The sequence below is a fragment of the Pseudarthrobacter sp. MDT1-22 genome (assembly GCF_054511035.1).
The window spans coordinates 158,710-174,624 of record NZ_JBTNDK010000005.1; the positions used below are offsets into that span (position 1 = coordinate 158,710).

Here is a 15,915-nt window from a genome sequence, read left to right on the forward strand (position 1 = left end):
CATGACTGGCCCTCGCGCAACGTCCCGCGCAATTTCAGGCACAGCGTCCCGCCGTGCCGTTCTCGCGGCCGGCGGGGCCGCCCTGACCGCCCTGACCCTGGGCCTGTCCGCCTGTGCGCAGGAAGACGCCCTCGCCAAGCAGGCCAAAGCCGGCGACAACAAGAACTACGTGGCCGGGGACGGCTCGGTGACCGAGTTCACCGCGGCGGACCGCAAGGCCGCCGTCGCCATTAACGGCACGCTGTTCAACGGCACCCAGATAGCCCCCGCGGACTTCCAGGGCAAGGTGACGGTCCTGAACTTCTGGTTCGCCGCCTGCGCACCCTGCCGCGTTGAAGCACCCATCCTGGAAGAGCTGCACAAGGACTTCAAGGACCAGGGCGTGCAGTTCTTCGGCGTCAACCTCCGCGATGAAAAAGGCACCGCAGAGGCCTTCGACAAGACCTTCAACCTGACCTACCCCAGCTTCGACGACAAGAACGGCGGCGTGCTCCTGGCCGTTTCCGGCCTGGTCCCGCCGGGGGCAGTCCCCACCACGCTGGTCCTGGACAAGCAGGGCCGCGTGGCCTCGCGCGTGCTGGGCGAAATCCAGAAGGGCACCCTCAAAGCCCTCATCACCGCCGCCGTGGCAGAGTAGCGGCGGCCCGGACCGTGAACAGCCCCTTCGCCGAAACCATCCTGAACGGCTCGCTCCTGCTTGCCATCCCGGTGGCGCTGCTCGCCGGCCTGGTGTCCTTCCTGTCGCCGTGCGTGCTGCCCCTGGTGCCCGGCTACCTAGGCTACGTCACGGGCCTGAGCGGCGTGGACCTGGAGAAGCAGAAGCGCGGCCGGATGCTGGCGGGCATCGGGCTTTTTGTGCTGGGGTTCTCGGTGATTTTCGTGCTTCTGGGCGGCGCGTTCGGCCAGCTCGGCACCCTGATCACCGGCTCGCAGAATGCCTGGATCACCCAGCTGCTGGGGCTCCTGGTCATCCTCATGGGCGTGGTGTTTATGGGCGGTTTCGGCTGGCTGCAGCGTGATGCGAAGATCCATGCCAAGCCGCCGGCCGGCCTGTGGGGCGCGCCGTTGCTGGGCCTCACGTTCGGTCTGGGCTGGGCCCCGTGCATCGGGCCCACCTACTCTGCCGTCCAGCTCCTGAGCCTGTCCGGCGGTTCCTCCGCAGCCAAGGGTGCCTTCCTGGCGTTTGTCTACAGCCTGGGCCTGGGCATCCCGTTCCTGCTGATCGCCCTGGCGGTGCGACGCGGCATGGGCGTGATGTCCTTCTTCCGCACGCACCGCCTGGCCATCCAGCGGATCGGCGGGGGGATCCTGGTGGTGCTGGGCCTGCTGATGGCCAGTGGCGTCTGGGGCACCTGGGTCACCGAATTGCAGTACTGGTTCCAAACCGATGTGAAGTTGCCGATCTGATGAGCGAGCGCGTGAAAGCAAACAAGAAGTCCCCGGCACCCATTGCCGCCGCCAAAACTGAGGCGGCGCTGCCTGTCCTGGGGCCGGTGGAGATGCTGCGTTGGGCCTGGACCCAGCTGACCAGCATGCGCACGGCGCTGTTCCTGCTGCTGCTCCTGGCCGTTGCCGCGGTTCCCGGTTCGCTGTTCCCGCAGCGCCCGGCCAACCCGTCCATCGTGACGCAGTACATTAAGGACAATCCGGACTACGGGAAGCTGCTGGACACCCTGCAGCTCTACGACGTCTACTCGTCGGCCTGGTTCTCGGCCATCTACATCCTGCTGTTCATCTCGCTGATCGGCTGCGTGGTCCCGCGCGCCATCGCCCACTACAGGGCCATGCGCTCCCAGCCGCCGCGGACCCCCAAACGTCTCTCCCGCCTCCCCGAGTACGGCACCCTGGTGGTTCCCGCCGACGCCGGCCTCCCGGCGTCGGACGCCATCCGCAGTGCCGCCGGGGTGCTGAAGAAGCGCGGCTACCGCGTTGACGTGAGGGACGACGACGGCGCGCGGCCGTCTTTGGGCGCCGAGCGCGGCTTCGCCAAGGAGGTGGGGAACCTCGTGTTCCACACGTCGCTGATCGGCGTGCTGGTTTCGGTCGCCGTGGGCGGCCTGTTCGGCTACAGCGGCCAGCGCATCCTGGTGGAGGGCGACACCTTCGTGAACACGCTGGTGGGCTACGACCAGTTCACCCCCGGCGCCAACTTCCAGTCCAGCCAGCTGCAGCCGTATTCCATCCAGCTGGACAAATTCGACGTCTTGTTTGACCGCGAATCACCAGGAAAAATCGGCCAGCCCATCGACTTCAACGCCGAAGTCACCACGCGGGAAACCCCGGACTCGCCCGCCAAGCAGGAAGTCCTGAAGGTCAACGATCCCGTGACCCTGGGCGGCACCAGCATCTACCTCACCGGCAACGGCTACGCGCCCGTGGTGACCATCCGTGACGGCGCCGGCAACGTGGCCATGCAGGGTCCCGTGGTGGCCAAGCTCCAGGGTGACAACTACTACTCGTCCCTGGTGATCAAGGTCCCCGACGCACGGCCCGAACAGCTGGGCTTTGTGGGGTTCTTCCTGCCCACGGCGTTTATCACCGAGGAGGGGGTGTCCTTCAGCGGCGATCCGGACCTTTTCAACCCGCAGCTGACCCTGAACTCGTACTTCGGGGACCTTGGCCTGGACGCTGGCTCGCCGCAGAACGTCTTTGAACTGGACGTCAGTGACCTCACGCCGCTGAACGCCCGCAACCTGGACGCCGGCGGCATTACCCTGGCTCCGGGCAGCACCTACACCCTGCCGGACGGCAAAGGCAGCATCAGCTTTGACAGCGTGAAGCGCTACGTGGGCGTGGACATCCACCACAACCCGGGCCAGCTCTACGCCCTCATTTTCGCGCTGCTGGCCGTGGGCGGCCTGATCGTCTCGCTCTACGTGAACCGGCGCCGCGTCTGGGTGCGGACCGGGACCCACGAGGACGGCCGCACCATGGTGGAGTATGGCCTGCTTGCCCGCGGTGAGGACCACCGGCTCGTCGCGGAAGCGGTTGCCGTCAGGAAGCTGCTGTCCGAAGAGTGGCAGCTTGCGGATTCTGATTCCGGCGAATCTGCTGACGATTCCGACTCCAGCGTCACCCAGCAAACTCCCAGCCGCCAGGGCGATAATGGCGCAGACTCGCTCACCACCCCAGCGGGCCCCACCGGGCCGAAAAAGGACCAGTAATGCCGTTCGCCATCAACGAAACCATGGGCCAGTACAGCGAGCTGTTTATGCTGCTCGCCGCCGGCACGTACACCGTGGCCTTCATCGCCTTCGCCTGGGACCTCGCGAAGAGCAGCAGGGCGCTGCGCGCCATTGACCTGAAGGCGGCCGAGGCTGCCGGAACCAAGGTGCCCGCGATGGCCGGCACTTCTGCTGGCTCAGCCGCGGTAGCCGACACTGTGGCAACCAACAGGGTGGACTCGCACCTGGCCGGACCCGTGGGCCGGGCCGAGCGGCCGTCGTCGTCCGTGGCCAAGCGGGGCGGCGACGCTTCCGGGGCAGGGCAGACGGCCGACGCCGATATGCGCTACGCGGCGGAACGCCGCGTTCCGGCGCGGGTCGCCGTTGCCCTCACCGTTCTCGGCGTGCTGATCCATGCCGCCGGCGTCATCACGCGTGCCGTGGGTGCAGGCCGGGTGCCGTGGGGCAACATGTACGAGTTCCTGACCACCGGCGCCTTTGTGGCCGTGGCCGTTTTCCTGCTGGTGCTGATCCGCCGCGACCTGCGGTTCCTGGGCACGTTTGTGGTGGGCCTGGCCATCATCATGCTGGTGGCCGCCTCGGTTGCTTACTGGACCCCCGTGGGCCACCTGGTCCCTGCGCTGCAGAGCTACTGGCTGATCATCCACGTCTCCATCGCGGTGCTCTCCTCCGCACTCTTCACCCTCACGTTCGCCATGTCCGCCCTGCAACTGGTGCAGTCCCACCGGCAAAAGACGGTGGCTGCCGGTGGTGCTGACAAACTTGGTTTTATGCGACTGGTTCCCTCGGCACTGAGCCTGGAAAACCTGTCCTACCGCATCAACGCCATCGCCTTCATCGGCTGGACCTTCACCCTCATGTTCGGTGCCATCTGGGCTGAAAAAGCCTGGGGCCGGTTCTGGGGCTGGGACACCAAGGAAGTCTGGACCTTCGTGATCTGGGTGGTCTACGCGGGCTACCTGCACGCCCGCGCCACACGTGGCTGGACCGGCACCCGCGCCGCGTGGCTGTCGATCGTCGGCTACCTCTGCGTGGTCTTCAATTTCACCATCGTCAACCAGTTCTTTAACGGTCTGCACTCCTATTCGGGCCTCTGAACTGGGGTTTCTCCGGCTGTCCTTGGCAACGGTCGACTGATACGCCAATCGATGTATGAATAAGGGTGTTGCCCCGCAGACGGTGATGCTACCTTGGTGGGAGTTGTCAGTGATGAAGCTCGCAGACAGCTAGCTGCGTTTTTTGCCGAGGTGCCCATGAACTATGTTCTCGCCCTTGACGTCGGGACCAGTTTCACCGCCGCCGCCATAGTTCGAATTAATCACGACGCTTCACTTGTCCCGGAGAGCCTGCCGCTGGGGCTCCGCGGAACGGCTGTGCCTTCGGTGGTTTACTACCCCGAGGAAGGCCCCATCCTGGTGGGGGAGGCGGCCGAGCGCCGCGGCCTTGACTCCCCGGAGCGCGTGGTGCGGGAGTTCAAAAGGCGGGTCGGAGACGACGTCCCCATTGCCGTCGGCACGCTTTCCCTCCCTGCTGAGGACGTCTTCGCCACTATGGCCCGATGGGTCGCAGACCGGGCTGAAGAACGCGAGGGAGCGCCGCCGTCGGACATTATCCTTTCCCACCCTGCCTCGTGGGGTGCGCACCGAACGCAGCTCATCCTCGCTGCCCTGGCCTCAAAAGACCTGACCAAGGTCACGCTGATCAGCGAACCGGAAGCGGCGGCGCTGCACTACGCCGCCCAGGTGCGGGTGGAGGCTGGCAGTACCATCGCCGTCTACGACCTCGGTGGCGGGACCTTTGACACCGCCGTCCTGAAGAAAACGGACGCCGGCCACTTTGAACTGCTGGGCCGGCCCGAAGGGATCGAGGGACTGGGCGGCGCCGACTTCGACGCAGCCGTCCTGCGGTACGTTGCCGATCACGCCGGGCAGGGCCTGGCCAATCTTGACCCGTCGGCGCCCGTTGCGCTGGCGGCCCTGTCGCGCCTGCGGCGGGAGTGTGTGGAAGCCAAGGAGGCGTTGTCCGCGGACAGCGAGGCGAGCATTTCGGTGCTGCTGCCGGGATTCCAGCAGCAGGTGCGGCTGGTCCGGTCCGACTTCGAGGCGATGATCAGCGAGCCCATCCGGGAAACAGTGGACGCCCTGGAGCGTTCCCTGCAGGACCTGGGGCTCACCCCGGACGACCTGTCCGCGGTGCTTCTCATCGGCGGCTCATCGCGCATTCCCCTGGTGGCACAGCTGATTTCGGAGCAGCTGGACCGGCCGATCGCCGTGGACGCCGATCCGAAGTCATCCATCTGCCTCGGCGCGGCGGTTGCCGCCCTTCGCGCTCAGCCAGAGGGGGCCGCGCAGCCCGCTGCCATGACCGCACAGCTGGCTGACGCCGTCGTGCTCACGCAGGCTGACGGGCATCATGGAGCTGCCGGCCGACGAGCCAGCTGGTCCCGGCATGCCGACGCCGGTGCTGCAGCACTCGCCGCCGGCGCCCATGCCGCCGGCACCCATGCGGGCGGGCGCAAGGGCGGCGCGCACGGGCCACGTTCGACCGTGCGGCTGACTGCGGTAGCAGCGGTAGTGGCGCTCTTCACCGGGCTCACGGCGACTGCAGCCCAGAGCCCGGACGGACTCGGCAGCCTTTCGGCGATGCTCGCCCCGCCGGCAGATGCGGCGAAGGACACCCCAAGCGCTGCTCCTCCTGACGGAACCGGCGGACCTGGCTCCGGTGGCCCCGCGGCAGGAGCAGGCGCTGCAGGTGCAGGAGCAGGCGCGGCGCAGCTCCCCGTGCAGGGGATTGAAGCCAGCGCCCAGCTGCAGGACAGCAGCGCGCCGGCCAGTTCCACGGGACTGGACATTGCTGCCTCGTCTACCAGCAGGCCACCTACCGAAGCAGGCCAACCAGTCCCCGGCGGGGCCATTGCCGGGACGGGCACTTCTGGTGAGCCTGTACAGGGTTCCGGAGGCTCCACCCCGGGTCCGGTGACCAACCCGACGACGGACCTGTCGCCGGACCTGGTCCCATTGCCCGTCGATCCTGTACCTGATCCGACCACTGACCCGGCCCCGGATCCGGCTCCGGATCCGACCACCGACCCTGCACAGGATCCGACCACTGATCCGACCACCGACCCTGCGCCGGATCCGACCACTGACCCGGCTCCCGATCCGACCACTGACCCGGCTCCCGATCCGACCACCGGACCGGCTCCCGAGCCGTCGTCGGCACCTGCGCCGGAGCTCGATCCGACAACGGCCTCTGCGCCGATGCCCGACCCGTTCGCGGAACCGTCCCCCACCACGGATCCTGTCCCAACCACCGAACCGGCGGTCTGAGGCATGGCCGCCGATCATACGCAGCCCGAACGGGAACTGCACGAGGCAGGGACCTCGGCTCCCGCCGGAGCCGCTGACATGGCACAGCAGTTGCGGGGCGAGAATGCGGCAGTCCGTGAACTCCTGCTGGCGCTGTCCGTGGGGTTCACCTTGCCCGGTCCGCTGCCCGGTGAGCTGGCGCACAAGCTGGAAAGCCCTGACAGTCCGGGCCTGGACGCCGTGGTAAACCGCGCCGAGGCCTCGGGCCTGCTGCTTACCGACGGGACCGTCGTCGGCCCGGTGCAACACGCACTCCTGAACGGCACGCCCACAGCCCGTGTGCATGCATTGCAGCGGGAACTCGTCGGTTTTGTTTCGGCCGAGGGCCGGCCCTTCGGCGACCTTGCCCGCGAGCTGGCGAGGGGCGGACTGTCGGACCCGAGGGTCGCCGCCGAACTCGAAGCCGCAGCGGACAAAGCACTGCCTCAGAACCCCGGTCTGGCCGCCCAGCTGTACAGCGAAGCGCTGCTGGCAGGGGCGGACGAACTGCGCATCGCTGCCCGCCGCGCCCAGGCCGCAGCCGCAACGGGCGACCTCGACGCCGCGGGCCGGATTATTGACGGGCTCCTGGTGAGCTCTGATCCGCCGGATGTCAGACTTGGCGTGGATGTTGCTGCTTCCGTCTGGGCACAGCGCGGGCTGCTGGTCCGCAGTGCCGACCTCTATGCCTGGCTTGGTCCGGCGAACATGGGCCGGTCCGCCCCGCTTGCCGCGGTGGTCATGATCGGCAGCGGCGACCGGGCGGGCGCGGAAGAGGCCTTTTCCGCCGGGTCGGCACCGGTGTCGCCCACCTTACTGGCGGTGGCGCTTTCGCAAACGGGCAAGGGCGTGATGGAGTCGATGGAGCGGGATCCACACAAGGGCCTTCCCCTGCTGATCCATGCTTCGGACATGCTCAACGCGTCCGGTTCGGCGCTGCCCCTTCCGGACACCCCTGGAGCGTTGGCCGCGTTACTGGCCCTCCACAGCGGTGAATCCCACGTAGCGGACACCATCATCCGCTCCGCCGTCGCCGCGAGGCAGGGCGGTGACGCCGCCAAGCCACGGCTCCACCTCTTGCAGGCGTGGTCGGCCATGCAGCAGGACGATGCTGGCGAAGCACGGCTGGCCATCAACGAAGCCTCCAAAGCCAACCACTGGCCGCTGGTTCCCAGGGACGAGTTCCTGTGCGCGGCCCTGGAAGTGGGCCTTGCGCGGCGCAGCGGCGACGTTCATGACCTCGTGATGGCCTGGGAGCGCGCCCGCGAAGCGATGCTGCACTCCGCCGTCGACCTTTACAGCCTTCTGCCGTGGGGCGAACTGATGATTGCTGCCGCCCGGTTGCGGGAGACACGGCGCGTCGCGGATTATCTGGATGAAGCGTGGGCTCTGCTGACCAAGCTGGGGGAGCCACCCCTGTGGGCCGTTCCGCTTCACTGGGCGGCGGTCCAGGCTGCCCTGCTGAACAAGAGCCCGGCCGACCTTGCCCCGCACGCGGCAGCGCTGGTACGGGCCGCGGACTACAGTCACATGGCCGCTGTGTTCGCCGCCGCAGGCAAGGCCTGGGTCAGCGTCCTGGCCGGCCGGTTCCAGGCGACGGATGTGGAGAACGCCGCCCGGGGACTGAAAGTGGTGGGCATGCCGTGGGAAGGGGCCCGGCTGGCAGGACATGCTGCCGCGCAGGCAGACGAGCGCAGGGACATGATGCGGCTCCTTGCCTGCGCCAGGGACCTCCACCCGCAGGGCAGAACCACCGGGCCACCCGACGGGCTGTCACCGGAAGTACGCCGCAGCGCCGCCGAGAACAACCATGGCGCGCATCCTGACGCCTCGGGGCTCAGCGAACGCGAAAAGGAAGTGGCGCGGTTGGTCCTGGAAGGGAAGACGTACCGGGAAATCGGCGAAGCCATCTACATTTCCCCCAGGACCGCTGAACATCACATTGCCAGGATGCGGCGGAGGCTTGGGGCTGAAAACCGCTCCGATCTGCTGGTGCGCCTGAGGCTGGCGCTAAGTGCAGATCATCAGGGCCCGGACTGAGCCCTGCTGCCCCTAGCCACGAAACAGGCAAACCCCTAATGCGGGGCATCCGGGTACGGGGACAGAACCGATGCCCGGCCCCCACGAAGGACCTTAGGTTTGATTTAAGCCCGGCACCGAGGCCTGGCGATCCACAACTCCGAGAAGATTTGAGGACCATCCAATGCCTACACTCGCAAACCAGCTCGTCCAGTTCCTGATGGGCCTGTTCAACAACCCCGCCGCTGCCCAGGAGTTCCTGAACGATCCGGAGCGTTCACTCGAGGGTGCCGGCCTGCGCGAAGTCTGCTCCGCCGATGTTGACGCCGCTATGCCGGTTGTCCTGGACTACGCACCCATCACTGTCAACGCTTCTTCCTTCGACCGGGAGTACAATACCGGCGGGAACACCTCATGGACGGGAGGCATCGGCGGCGCCGGCCACACCCCGCCTCCTGCAGGCGGCGGTTCAGGCCACACCCCGGGGCACGACCACCATGACGATCACGCCCACGCTGTCCAGCAGCTGCATCACGTGGTGAACAACTACTCCTACACCTCAACGGTGGATGACCGGGACACGATCACGGACCAGTCGGTCAACCAGAACATCTGGGCCGACGGCGACGTGAACCAGTGGTTCGACAACGAGGCTGTCATCGCATCCGGCGATCAGGCCCTGGCCGCGGGCGACGACAACAACGTCCGGGACTCCTACAACACCACCGACTCCTACAACACGGACAACACCACGGACAATTCCACGGACAACTCGATCACCGCCGGCGGCGACGTCAACATCGGCAACCGCGATCTGGATGTGGCCGATTCGTTCAACACCGACGTTGACCTGGATGTCGCTGATTCGTTCAACGACAACTCGGACAACTCCGATAATTCCGATAACTCGGATAACTCGGATAACTCCGTGGATAACTCGGTGAAGATTGAGGATTCCTTCCAGGACAACTCCGATAACTCCACCGAGGACAACTCGATCGTAGTCAACGACAACTCGGACAACTCCATCGAAGACAACTCCATCGAAGACAACTCCACCACCGAGGTTGCGGTTGAGGAATCCTTCAACGACAACTCGCAGGCGGAGACCACCGAGGTGGAAGTGGTTGATTCCTTCAACCCGGTTGAGGTTGTGGTTGAGGATTCTTTCCAGGACAACTCCACCGAGGACAACTCGACGAACACTGACGTGGCTGTGGACACCGACGTCGCGGTCGAAGATTCGGAGATCAGCCTCTGATCATCAAATTCCGAGTACCGGGAGCGCCCGGCAGGAGGCCATCGACCTCCTGCCGGGCTCTTCGCGGATTATCCCCCGCCCCACCCGCACTCCTGCTGCAAAGGACAGATCATGGCTGAATCGCAACGACCGGGAGGTCCTGGACGTGCGCCGGTGCCGATGAACGCCGGCCAGCTGGCGTTGCTGGTGGAGCAGGGCATCGAGCTGGTGGGGATAGGGGACCGCGCGGACCTGCGGAAACGCCTGGACCAGACCCTGCGCCGGCTGAAGGATCCGAGTATCCGCGTGATCATGGTGGGGGAATTCAAGCAAGGAAAAAGCAAACTTATCAACGCCCTGGTGAACGCCCCGGTGTGCCCTGTCGACGACGACATCGCCACCTCGGTGCCCACCGTGGTCCGCCACGGGGAACCCGCGTCCGCTGCCATCCTGCTGCCCAAAGCCGGCACAGAGCCCGGCGACGACGCCGCACTGGAGCGGCAGCCCATCAACATAGCGGACCTGGCGGCTTACGTTTCCGAGCGGGGCAACCCCGGAAACGTCAAGAAGCTGGTAGCGGCCGAAGTTTTCCTGCCCCGCAAGGTCCTGGCCGGCGGGCTGACGGTCATCGATTCCCCGGGTGTGGGGGGACTGGGCTCCTCGCACACATTGACCACCCTCACAGCCTTGCCCACAGCGGACGCCATGCTGCTGGTTTCAGACGCCTCGCAGGAATACACCGAGCCCGAAATGCGGTTCCTGCGCCAGGCCATGCGGATCACCCCGAGCGTTGCAGGCATCCTGTCCAAAACGGACCTGTATCCGGACTGGCGGCGTGTGGAGGCCATGGACCGTGCCCAGCTCGCGCAGGTGGCGCCGGACATCCCGCTGTTCGCGGTTTCCTCGGATCTCCGGCTGGAGGCTGCACGCCTTCAGGACAGCGAACTCAACGCCGAGTCGGGTTTCCCCGTGCTGATCGGCCACCTCCGGAATGAAATTGTGGGCAAGGCGGAGCGGCTGCAACGGCGCTCCGTCAGCCAGGACCTGCTCTCCGTGACTGAGAACCTGCGCCTGTCCTTGCGGTCCGAGCTGGGAGCGCTTGAGGATCCTGACGGGACGCCGCGGATGATTGCAGGGCTGGAGGAGGCGAAGTCTCAGGCCGATGAGCTGCGCAAACGTTCCGCCCGGTGGCAGATTACGCTCAACGACGGCATCGGCGACCTGATCGCGGACATGGAGTACGACCTCCGGGACCGCCTGCGGCGCATCCAGCGCGAAGCCGAGGCCGCTATTGACCAGGGCGATCCCGGCCCCACCTGGACCCAGTTTTCCGCGTGGCTCGAGGAGTGCGCCGCCGCCGCGATCTCGGACACGTTTGTGTGGACCAGCGAACGCGCGCAGTGGCTGGCCGCACAGGTGGCGGAGCATTTTTCAGAGGACGAAGTGGTCCTGCCGGTGCTTCACATCTCGGACACCGACGACGCGTTGGACCCGGTGGACAACATGCCAAGGCTCGACGACGGGCACATCAACCCCCTGCAGAAGGTCCTGATCGGCATGCGCGGGTCCTACGGCGGCGTGCTGATGTTCGGGCTCCTGACCGGGATTTTCGGCATGGCCCTGATCAATCCCCTGTCAGTGGGCGCGGGCCTGCTGCTGGGCCGCAAGGCGTACCGCGAGGACAAGGAAGCACGGCTGAAGCGCCGGCAGGCCGAAGCCAAGGCGCTGGTCCGCCGGCAGCTGGACGATGTCACGTTCCAGGTGGGCAAGCAGCTCAAGGACCGGCTCCGGCTGGTGCAGCGCTCCACCCGGGACCACTTCACGGAAATCGCGGACGAACACCATCGCTCCCTGGCGGATTCGGTGGCGGCGGCCCAGAAGGCAGCCACCACCTACACGCTGGAAAAGGACATCCGCATCCGCGAGATCAAGGCCGAGCTCAAGAAGGTGGACGCCCTGCACCATGCCGCCGGCCTGGTGGCCGCCGAAGTGGCCCAATCCCCGGGGCCGCAGGCCGCGCAGTCTCCGGCGGAGCAGTCTCCGGCCGGGCGCGGCACGGCGTCGGGAAACCCGGCGCCGGGAAGTCCGACGGCGGGCGGCCAGCCGGTGGGCACGGCGCCGGTGGGTGCGGCGGGCAGATGAAGGAGTCCATCAGCGCGGGAGTGGCGGACCTGATCCAGGACGCCCTGCTCGTGTATGCGGACGACCCCGCTGCGGCTGCGGCATTGGAGACTTATGCCAGGCGGCTGTCCGAGCCCCTCAGGATCGCTGTGGCAGGCATGGTCAAGGCGGGAAAATCCACGCTGCTGAACGCCATCATCGGGGAGGAGATCGCCCCGACCGACACCGGGGAATGCACAAGGATTGTGACCTGGTACCGTTACGGGCACACGCCGCGGATCACGGCCTACCCAATTGCCGGTGAACCGCATATCCTGCCGCTGAAGCGCGTGGACGGCCGCCTGGTGTTTGTCCTGGGCAACGCCCGCGCCGAGGACATGGAACGGCTGGTGGTGGAGTGGCCCTCGCCGGCCCTGCGCGAGCTCACCCTGATAGACACCCCGGGAATTGCCTCGTTGTCCGAAGACGTCTCTGCCCGGTCCACCGATTTCCTCATCCCCGTGGACGCGCCCTCCGAGGCTGATGCCATCATTTACCTCATGCGCCACATGCACGCCTCGGACCTGCGGTTCCTCGAATCCTTCAGGGATACCGAGACGGGTAGGTCGGGAACCGTGAACGCCCTTGCCGTGCTGTCCCGTGCCGACGAGATCGGTGCGGGCCGCATTGATTCGCTGCTCTCCGCGGGTGACATCGCTGACCGGTACCGCCGGGACCACAGCCTGCGGAAGCTGGCGTTGGGGGTGGTCCCGGTGGCCGGGCTGCTGGCGCAAAGCGCACGCAGCATGCGCCAGTCGGACTTCGAGTCCATGCAGGTCCTGGCCGGCATGGAGCGGTCCGACCGGGAGCGGATGCTGCTCTCGGCGGACAGGTTCATCAGGGCCACTGTCCCGCAAAGCCTGGGCGCCGAAGCCCGCGCCTCCCTCCTTGAGCGGTTCGGGCTGTTTGGGATACGGCTGGGCGTAGTGCTGATTCGGAGTGGCTTCACTGAACCCACGCCACTGGCGCATGAACTGGCCCGGCGCAGCGGGCTGGACCCGTTGCTGCACCTTGTGGCCCGGCAGTTCCAGGCCCGCGGGGATGCCCTCAAAGCCCGTACTGCCTTGGTGGGAGTGGAAAGCTTGCTGCGCAGCGCGCCCAGGGAGGGGGCCGGCCGCCTGGCCGCAGCCTTGGAACGCCTTCAGGCCAACGCCCATGAGTTCCGTGAGCTCCGCTTGCTCGCCACGATCCGTACCACCGGTGTATCCCTCAGCGATGAGTTGGCGGCGGAAGCCGAAAGGCTGGTCGGCGGCTGGGGAGCGGCGTCCGCCCTGAGGCTGGGGCTGGCTCCGGATGCCGGACCGGACGAAGTCCTGGCCGAAGCCCGCCGCTGCCTGAACCGGTGGCGGACGGTATCGGAAAACCCGCTGACGGAGCGCTCAGCCGTGGAGGCCTGCCGCGTGGTGATGCGCAGCTGTGAGGGCGTCGTGGCTGAATGCTCCGCCCTGCAGCTGCACCCGCAGTCCGCCTGAGGTCAGCCCTTATTGCCGCGTCCGCGCCGGCCTGACCTGCGCCGACTGGATCCGCGCTGCCTTGAGCCACCTGCCCGCCGACGGCGCAAAAACCGCCACAAGGCCGAGGAACGCAAGGAGCAGCTGGGCTCCCCAGAGCATCACAACGTAACTGCCGGCGTCGCCCTCGGGGACGAGGAAAGCTGCGGCCACCACCATGACCATTACCTGCCCGGCCAGCAGCGGGATCATGAGCCAGCGGGACCAGCCGCGGCGCGCTGAGAAAATTGCCAGCGCCGCCGCTTCGAGCAGGATCACCAGCAGCAGGGCGCCCAGGCTGCCCCAGAAAACAATGGCCGCGGATGTGGTTACAGCGTCAGGTCCGCCGCCGGGGGACATCTGGTCCACCACGGTGCGGAGCCGCTCCAGGTGTGAGTCGAGGGTGAGGAAGGAACCGATGAGCACGGCCAGGCCTGCCACGAAGCTGAACAGCCAGAAGGTCCGCGCTAGGCGGACGCTCCGCGGTGTCGGCGGAATGACAACGATGGGCGCCGGCGCGGCGTAGGACAGCCCGGGCCGCGGCGGCGGCAGAGGGGGCGTGGCAGCCCCGGCGGGTGCAACTGGCTGTTGGGATTCTCCGTCGGGGTGCTGGGCCACGTTTTGCCTACTTTACGTCGCCGGTATCGTGGGTGTCCGTGTCTCCCGTGCTGGCACCGCCGGCTTCGTCGTGGCCGATCCCATCCTTGCCCCGCGTACCGGCGTTGTCCTGTCCGGTGCGAGCGGGACCGCCGTCCGCCTTGGCGTTCGCCTCAAGGTCATCCTTGAGCTTCTTGAGGCGGGCAGCGTCGGCCTGGTTGCGGCGGCGCATTTCCAGGTTGCGGAGGAAATCGGGATCATCATCCGGCGCGGTGGGGTGGCTGCGCGGTTGGCGGACCGGGGCTGAGTCACGCGGACGGCCGATCAGCAGCCACAGGATGGCGCCGAGCACCGGAAGGACAATCATCACCACGATCCAGGCCGGCTTGGAGATCCCGCGGGTGAGGCGGCCATCAGTGCGGATCACGTCCACCAGGCCATACACAAAGATGACGAGAATGGCGACGGCGAGAACCACACGGAAGAGCATGGCATTAAGTCTATCGTCCGCGGGCCGGGGGCGTTCAGGCAGAGCGGCTAAACTTGAACCGTGGCTTTTCTGAAATACTCCCTGATCCGGCTGGCGCTGTTTGCGCCGCTCTTTGTGCTCTTTATGTTCCTGAAGCTGGGGGCGGTGCTGTCAGTCATCTGCGCAGCGCTGATCGCGTTTGCGGTCAGCTACCTTTTCTTCCAGAAACAGCGCGACGCCGCCGCTGCCGCCATTCACGGACGGCTCTCCGGCAACGCCAAGCCGCTGCGCAGTGAAAGCGAGGTGGCCGACGCCGAAGCCGAGGACAGCCTCTTGGACGCCAACCCGGATGTCACCATCCGGAACAGCGGCCCGAAGGCCCCCGAAACCGGAACACCGGCCCCGAAGGCACCCGAGTCCTAGAGCCCGAGTCCTTGACCCCGCCCGGATTCGGCCTAGAATCCGTGGCTGAGCACCAGTCCCAGTGAGAACAGCAGGCTGTAGCCGAGGTTGATCATGCCGGTCTGCTGCAGCACGGGAATGAGGCTTTTGCGCTTGCGGCCGTTGATCATCAGCCAGGCGGGCATCAGGCAGGCCGGGATCAGCAGCAGCACGATCAGCATCCACGGCCGCCCGGGAGCCAGGATGACCACCAGCAGGACGGCCACGGCGAGCATCAGCACGTAGCTTTCGCGGGCGTGCTTGTCGCCCAGGCGCACGGCCAGGGTTTTTTTGCCGGTCTGGATGTCGGTGGGGATGTCGCGGACGTTGTTGGCCATCAGCAGGGCGCAGGCAATGAGACCGGTACCGATCGCGCCGATAACGGCCGGCAGGTTGACCTGGCCGGCCTGGGTGTAGGTGGTGCCGAGTGTTGCCACCAGGCCGAAGAAGACAAACACAAAGACGTCGCCCAGGCCCATGTAGCCGTAGGGGTTCTTGCCGCCGGTGTAGCCCCAGGCGGCCATGACGCAGCCGACTCCCACCAGGATCAGCCACCAGCTCTGGGTGATCAACACCAGCGCCAGGCCGAACAGCATGGCCACCGCGAAGGCGCCGAACGCTGCATATTTGACGTGTTCCGGCTGGGCGGCGCCGGAACCCACCAGCCGCAGGGGTCCCACGCGGTCCTCGTCGGTGCCGCGGACGCCGTCGGAATAATCGTTGGCGTAGTTCACGCCGATCTGCAGCAGCAGCGCCACCAGGGCGGCCAGCACGGCATTAACGGGGCGGAACGAATCCAGCTCGTAGGCCGCGGCGGTGCCGATCAGTACCGGGGCGATGGCGGCCGGCAAAGTGCGGAGGCGGGCGCCTTGGATCCATTGTGCGGCTGTGGCCACGGTCAGTACCTCGTGTTGGGTCGGGAGAACGGTGAAACGGTGGTGGCGGCCGCGAACGGGCCGCCGGTGCA

General features: G+C 66.7%; 13 protein-coding genes. 10 read left to right on the forward strand and 3 right to left on the reverse strand.

Going from position 1 to position 15,915, the window contains the following annotated elements:
• Nucleotide 1 precedes the first annotated feature (1 nt).
• From ACX80M_RS06360 to ACX80M_RS06400, 9 genes are all read left to right on the forward strand, one after another.
• Nucleotides 2-637: a TlpA family protein disulfide reductase gene (locus ACX80M_RS06360; RefSeq protein ID WP_252599883.1), complete on the forward strand. Its 636-nt coding sequence runs from the start codon at nt 2-4 to the stop codon at nt 635-637.
• A 14-nt stretch (nt 638-651) separates the two neighbouring features.
• The gene (locus ACX80M_RS06365) at nt 652-1,407 is read left to right on the forward strand and encodes a cytochrome c biogenesis CcdA family protein (RefSeq protein ID WP_104060448.1); all 756 of its coding nucleotides are present in this window, start codon (nt 652-654) and stop codon (nt 1,405-1,407) included.
• Complete coding sequence (gene resB / locus ACX80M_RS06370; protein ID WP_459309264.1) at nt 1,407-3,164, forward strand: cytochrome c biogenesis protein ResB; 1,758 nt, start codon at nt 1,407-1,409, stop codon at nt 3,162-3,164. The genes ACX80M_RS06365 and resB overlap by 1 nt, the downstream gene beginning before the upstream one ends.
• Nucleotides 3,164-4,282, forward strand: coding sequence for a c-type cytochrome biogenesis protein CcsB (gene ccsB / locus ACX80M_RS06375; RefSeq protein WP_252599885.1), 1,119 nt, complete (start codon nt 3,164-3,166; stop codon nt 4,280-4,282). Before resB ends, ccsB begins: the two co-directional genes overlap by 1 nt.
• A gap of 156 nt (nt 4,283-4,438) precedes the next feature.
• On the forward strand, nt 4,439-6,514 hold the full coding sequence (locus ACX80M_RS06380) for an Hsp70 family protein (protein WP_459309265.1): 2,076 nt from the start codon (nt 4,439-4,441) through the stop codon (nt 6,512-6,514).
• Between the two features lie 3 nt (nt 6,515-6,517).
• Complete coding sequence (locus tag ACX80M_RS06385) at nt 6,518-8,572, forward strand: LuxR C-terminal-related transcriptional regulator (protein WP_252610623.1); 2,055 nt, start codon at nt 6,518-6,520, stop codon at nt 8,570-8,572.
• Nucleotides 8,573-8,735: 163 nt separating this feature from the next.
• A complete protein-coding gene (locus ACX80M_RS06390) occupies nt 8,736-9,812 on the forward strand; it encodes an IniB N-terminal domain-containing protein (RefSeq protein ID WP_459309266.1) in 1,077 nt (358 codons plus the stop codon).
• 159 nt (nt 9,813-9,971) lie between these two features.
• Nucleotides 9,972-11,933 carry a dynamin family protein gene (locus ACX80M_RS06395; protein WP_459309272.1) on the forward strand — a complete coding sequence of 654 codons (1,962 nt, stop codon included), beginning with the start codon at nt 9,972-9,974 and terminating at the stop codon, nt 11,931-11,933.
• Complete coding sequence (locus ACX80M_RS06400; protein ID WP_252614071.1) at nt 11,930-13,423, forward strand: dynamin family protein; 1,494 nt, start codon at nt 11,930-11,932, stop codon at nt 13,421-13,423. The genes ACX80M_RS06395 and ACX80M_RS06400 overlap by 4 nt, the downstream gene beginning before the upstream one ends.
• 9 nt (nt 13,424-13,432) lie before the next feature.
• Here the strand turns inward: ACX80M_RS06400 and ACX80M_RS06405 are convergent, their stop codons facing one another.
• A complete protein-coding gene (locus tag ACX80M_RS06405; protein ID WP_459309267.1) occupies nt 13,433-14,059 on the reverse strand; it encodes a hypothetical protein in 627 nt (208 codons plus the stop codon).
• Between the two features lie 7 nt (nt 14,060-14,066).
• A complete protein-coding gene (locus tag ACX80M_RS06410; RefSeq protein ID WP_459309268.1) occupies nt 14,067-14,528 on the reverse strand; it encodes a PLD nuclease N-terminal domain-containing protein in 462 nt (153 codons plus the stop codon).
• A gap of 60 nt (nt 14,529-14,588) precedes the next feature.
• On the opposite strand from ACX80M_RS06410, the gene ACX80M_RS06415 reads away from it, so the two are divergent.
• Nucleotides 14,589-14,930 carry a DUF4229 domain-containing protein gene (locus ACX80M_RS06415; protein WP_252599893.1) on the forward strand — a complete coding sequence of 114 codons (342 nt, stop codon included), beginning with the start codon at nt 14,589-14,591 and terminating at the stop codon, nt 14,928-14,930.
• Nucleotides 14,931-14,962: 32 nt separating this feature from the next.
• Here ACX80M_RS06415 and ACX80M_RS06420 read toward each other — a convergent pair whose 3' ends face one another.
• On the reverse strand, nt 14,963-15,844 hold the full coding sequence (locus tag ACX80M_RS06420) for a 1,4-dihydroxy-2-naphthoate polyprenyltransferase (RefSeq protein WP_459309269.1): 882 nt from the start codon (nt 15,842-15,844) through the stop codon (nt 14,963-14,965).
• Between the last annotated feature and the right edge of the window lie 71 nt (nt 15,845-15,915).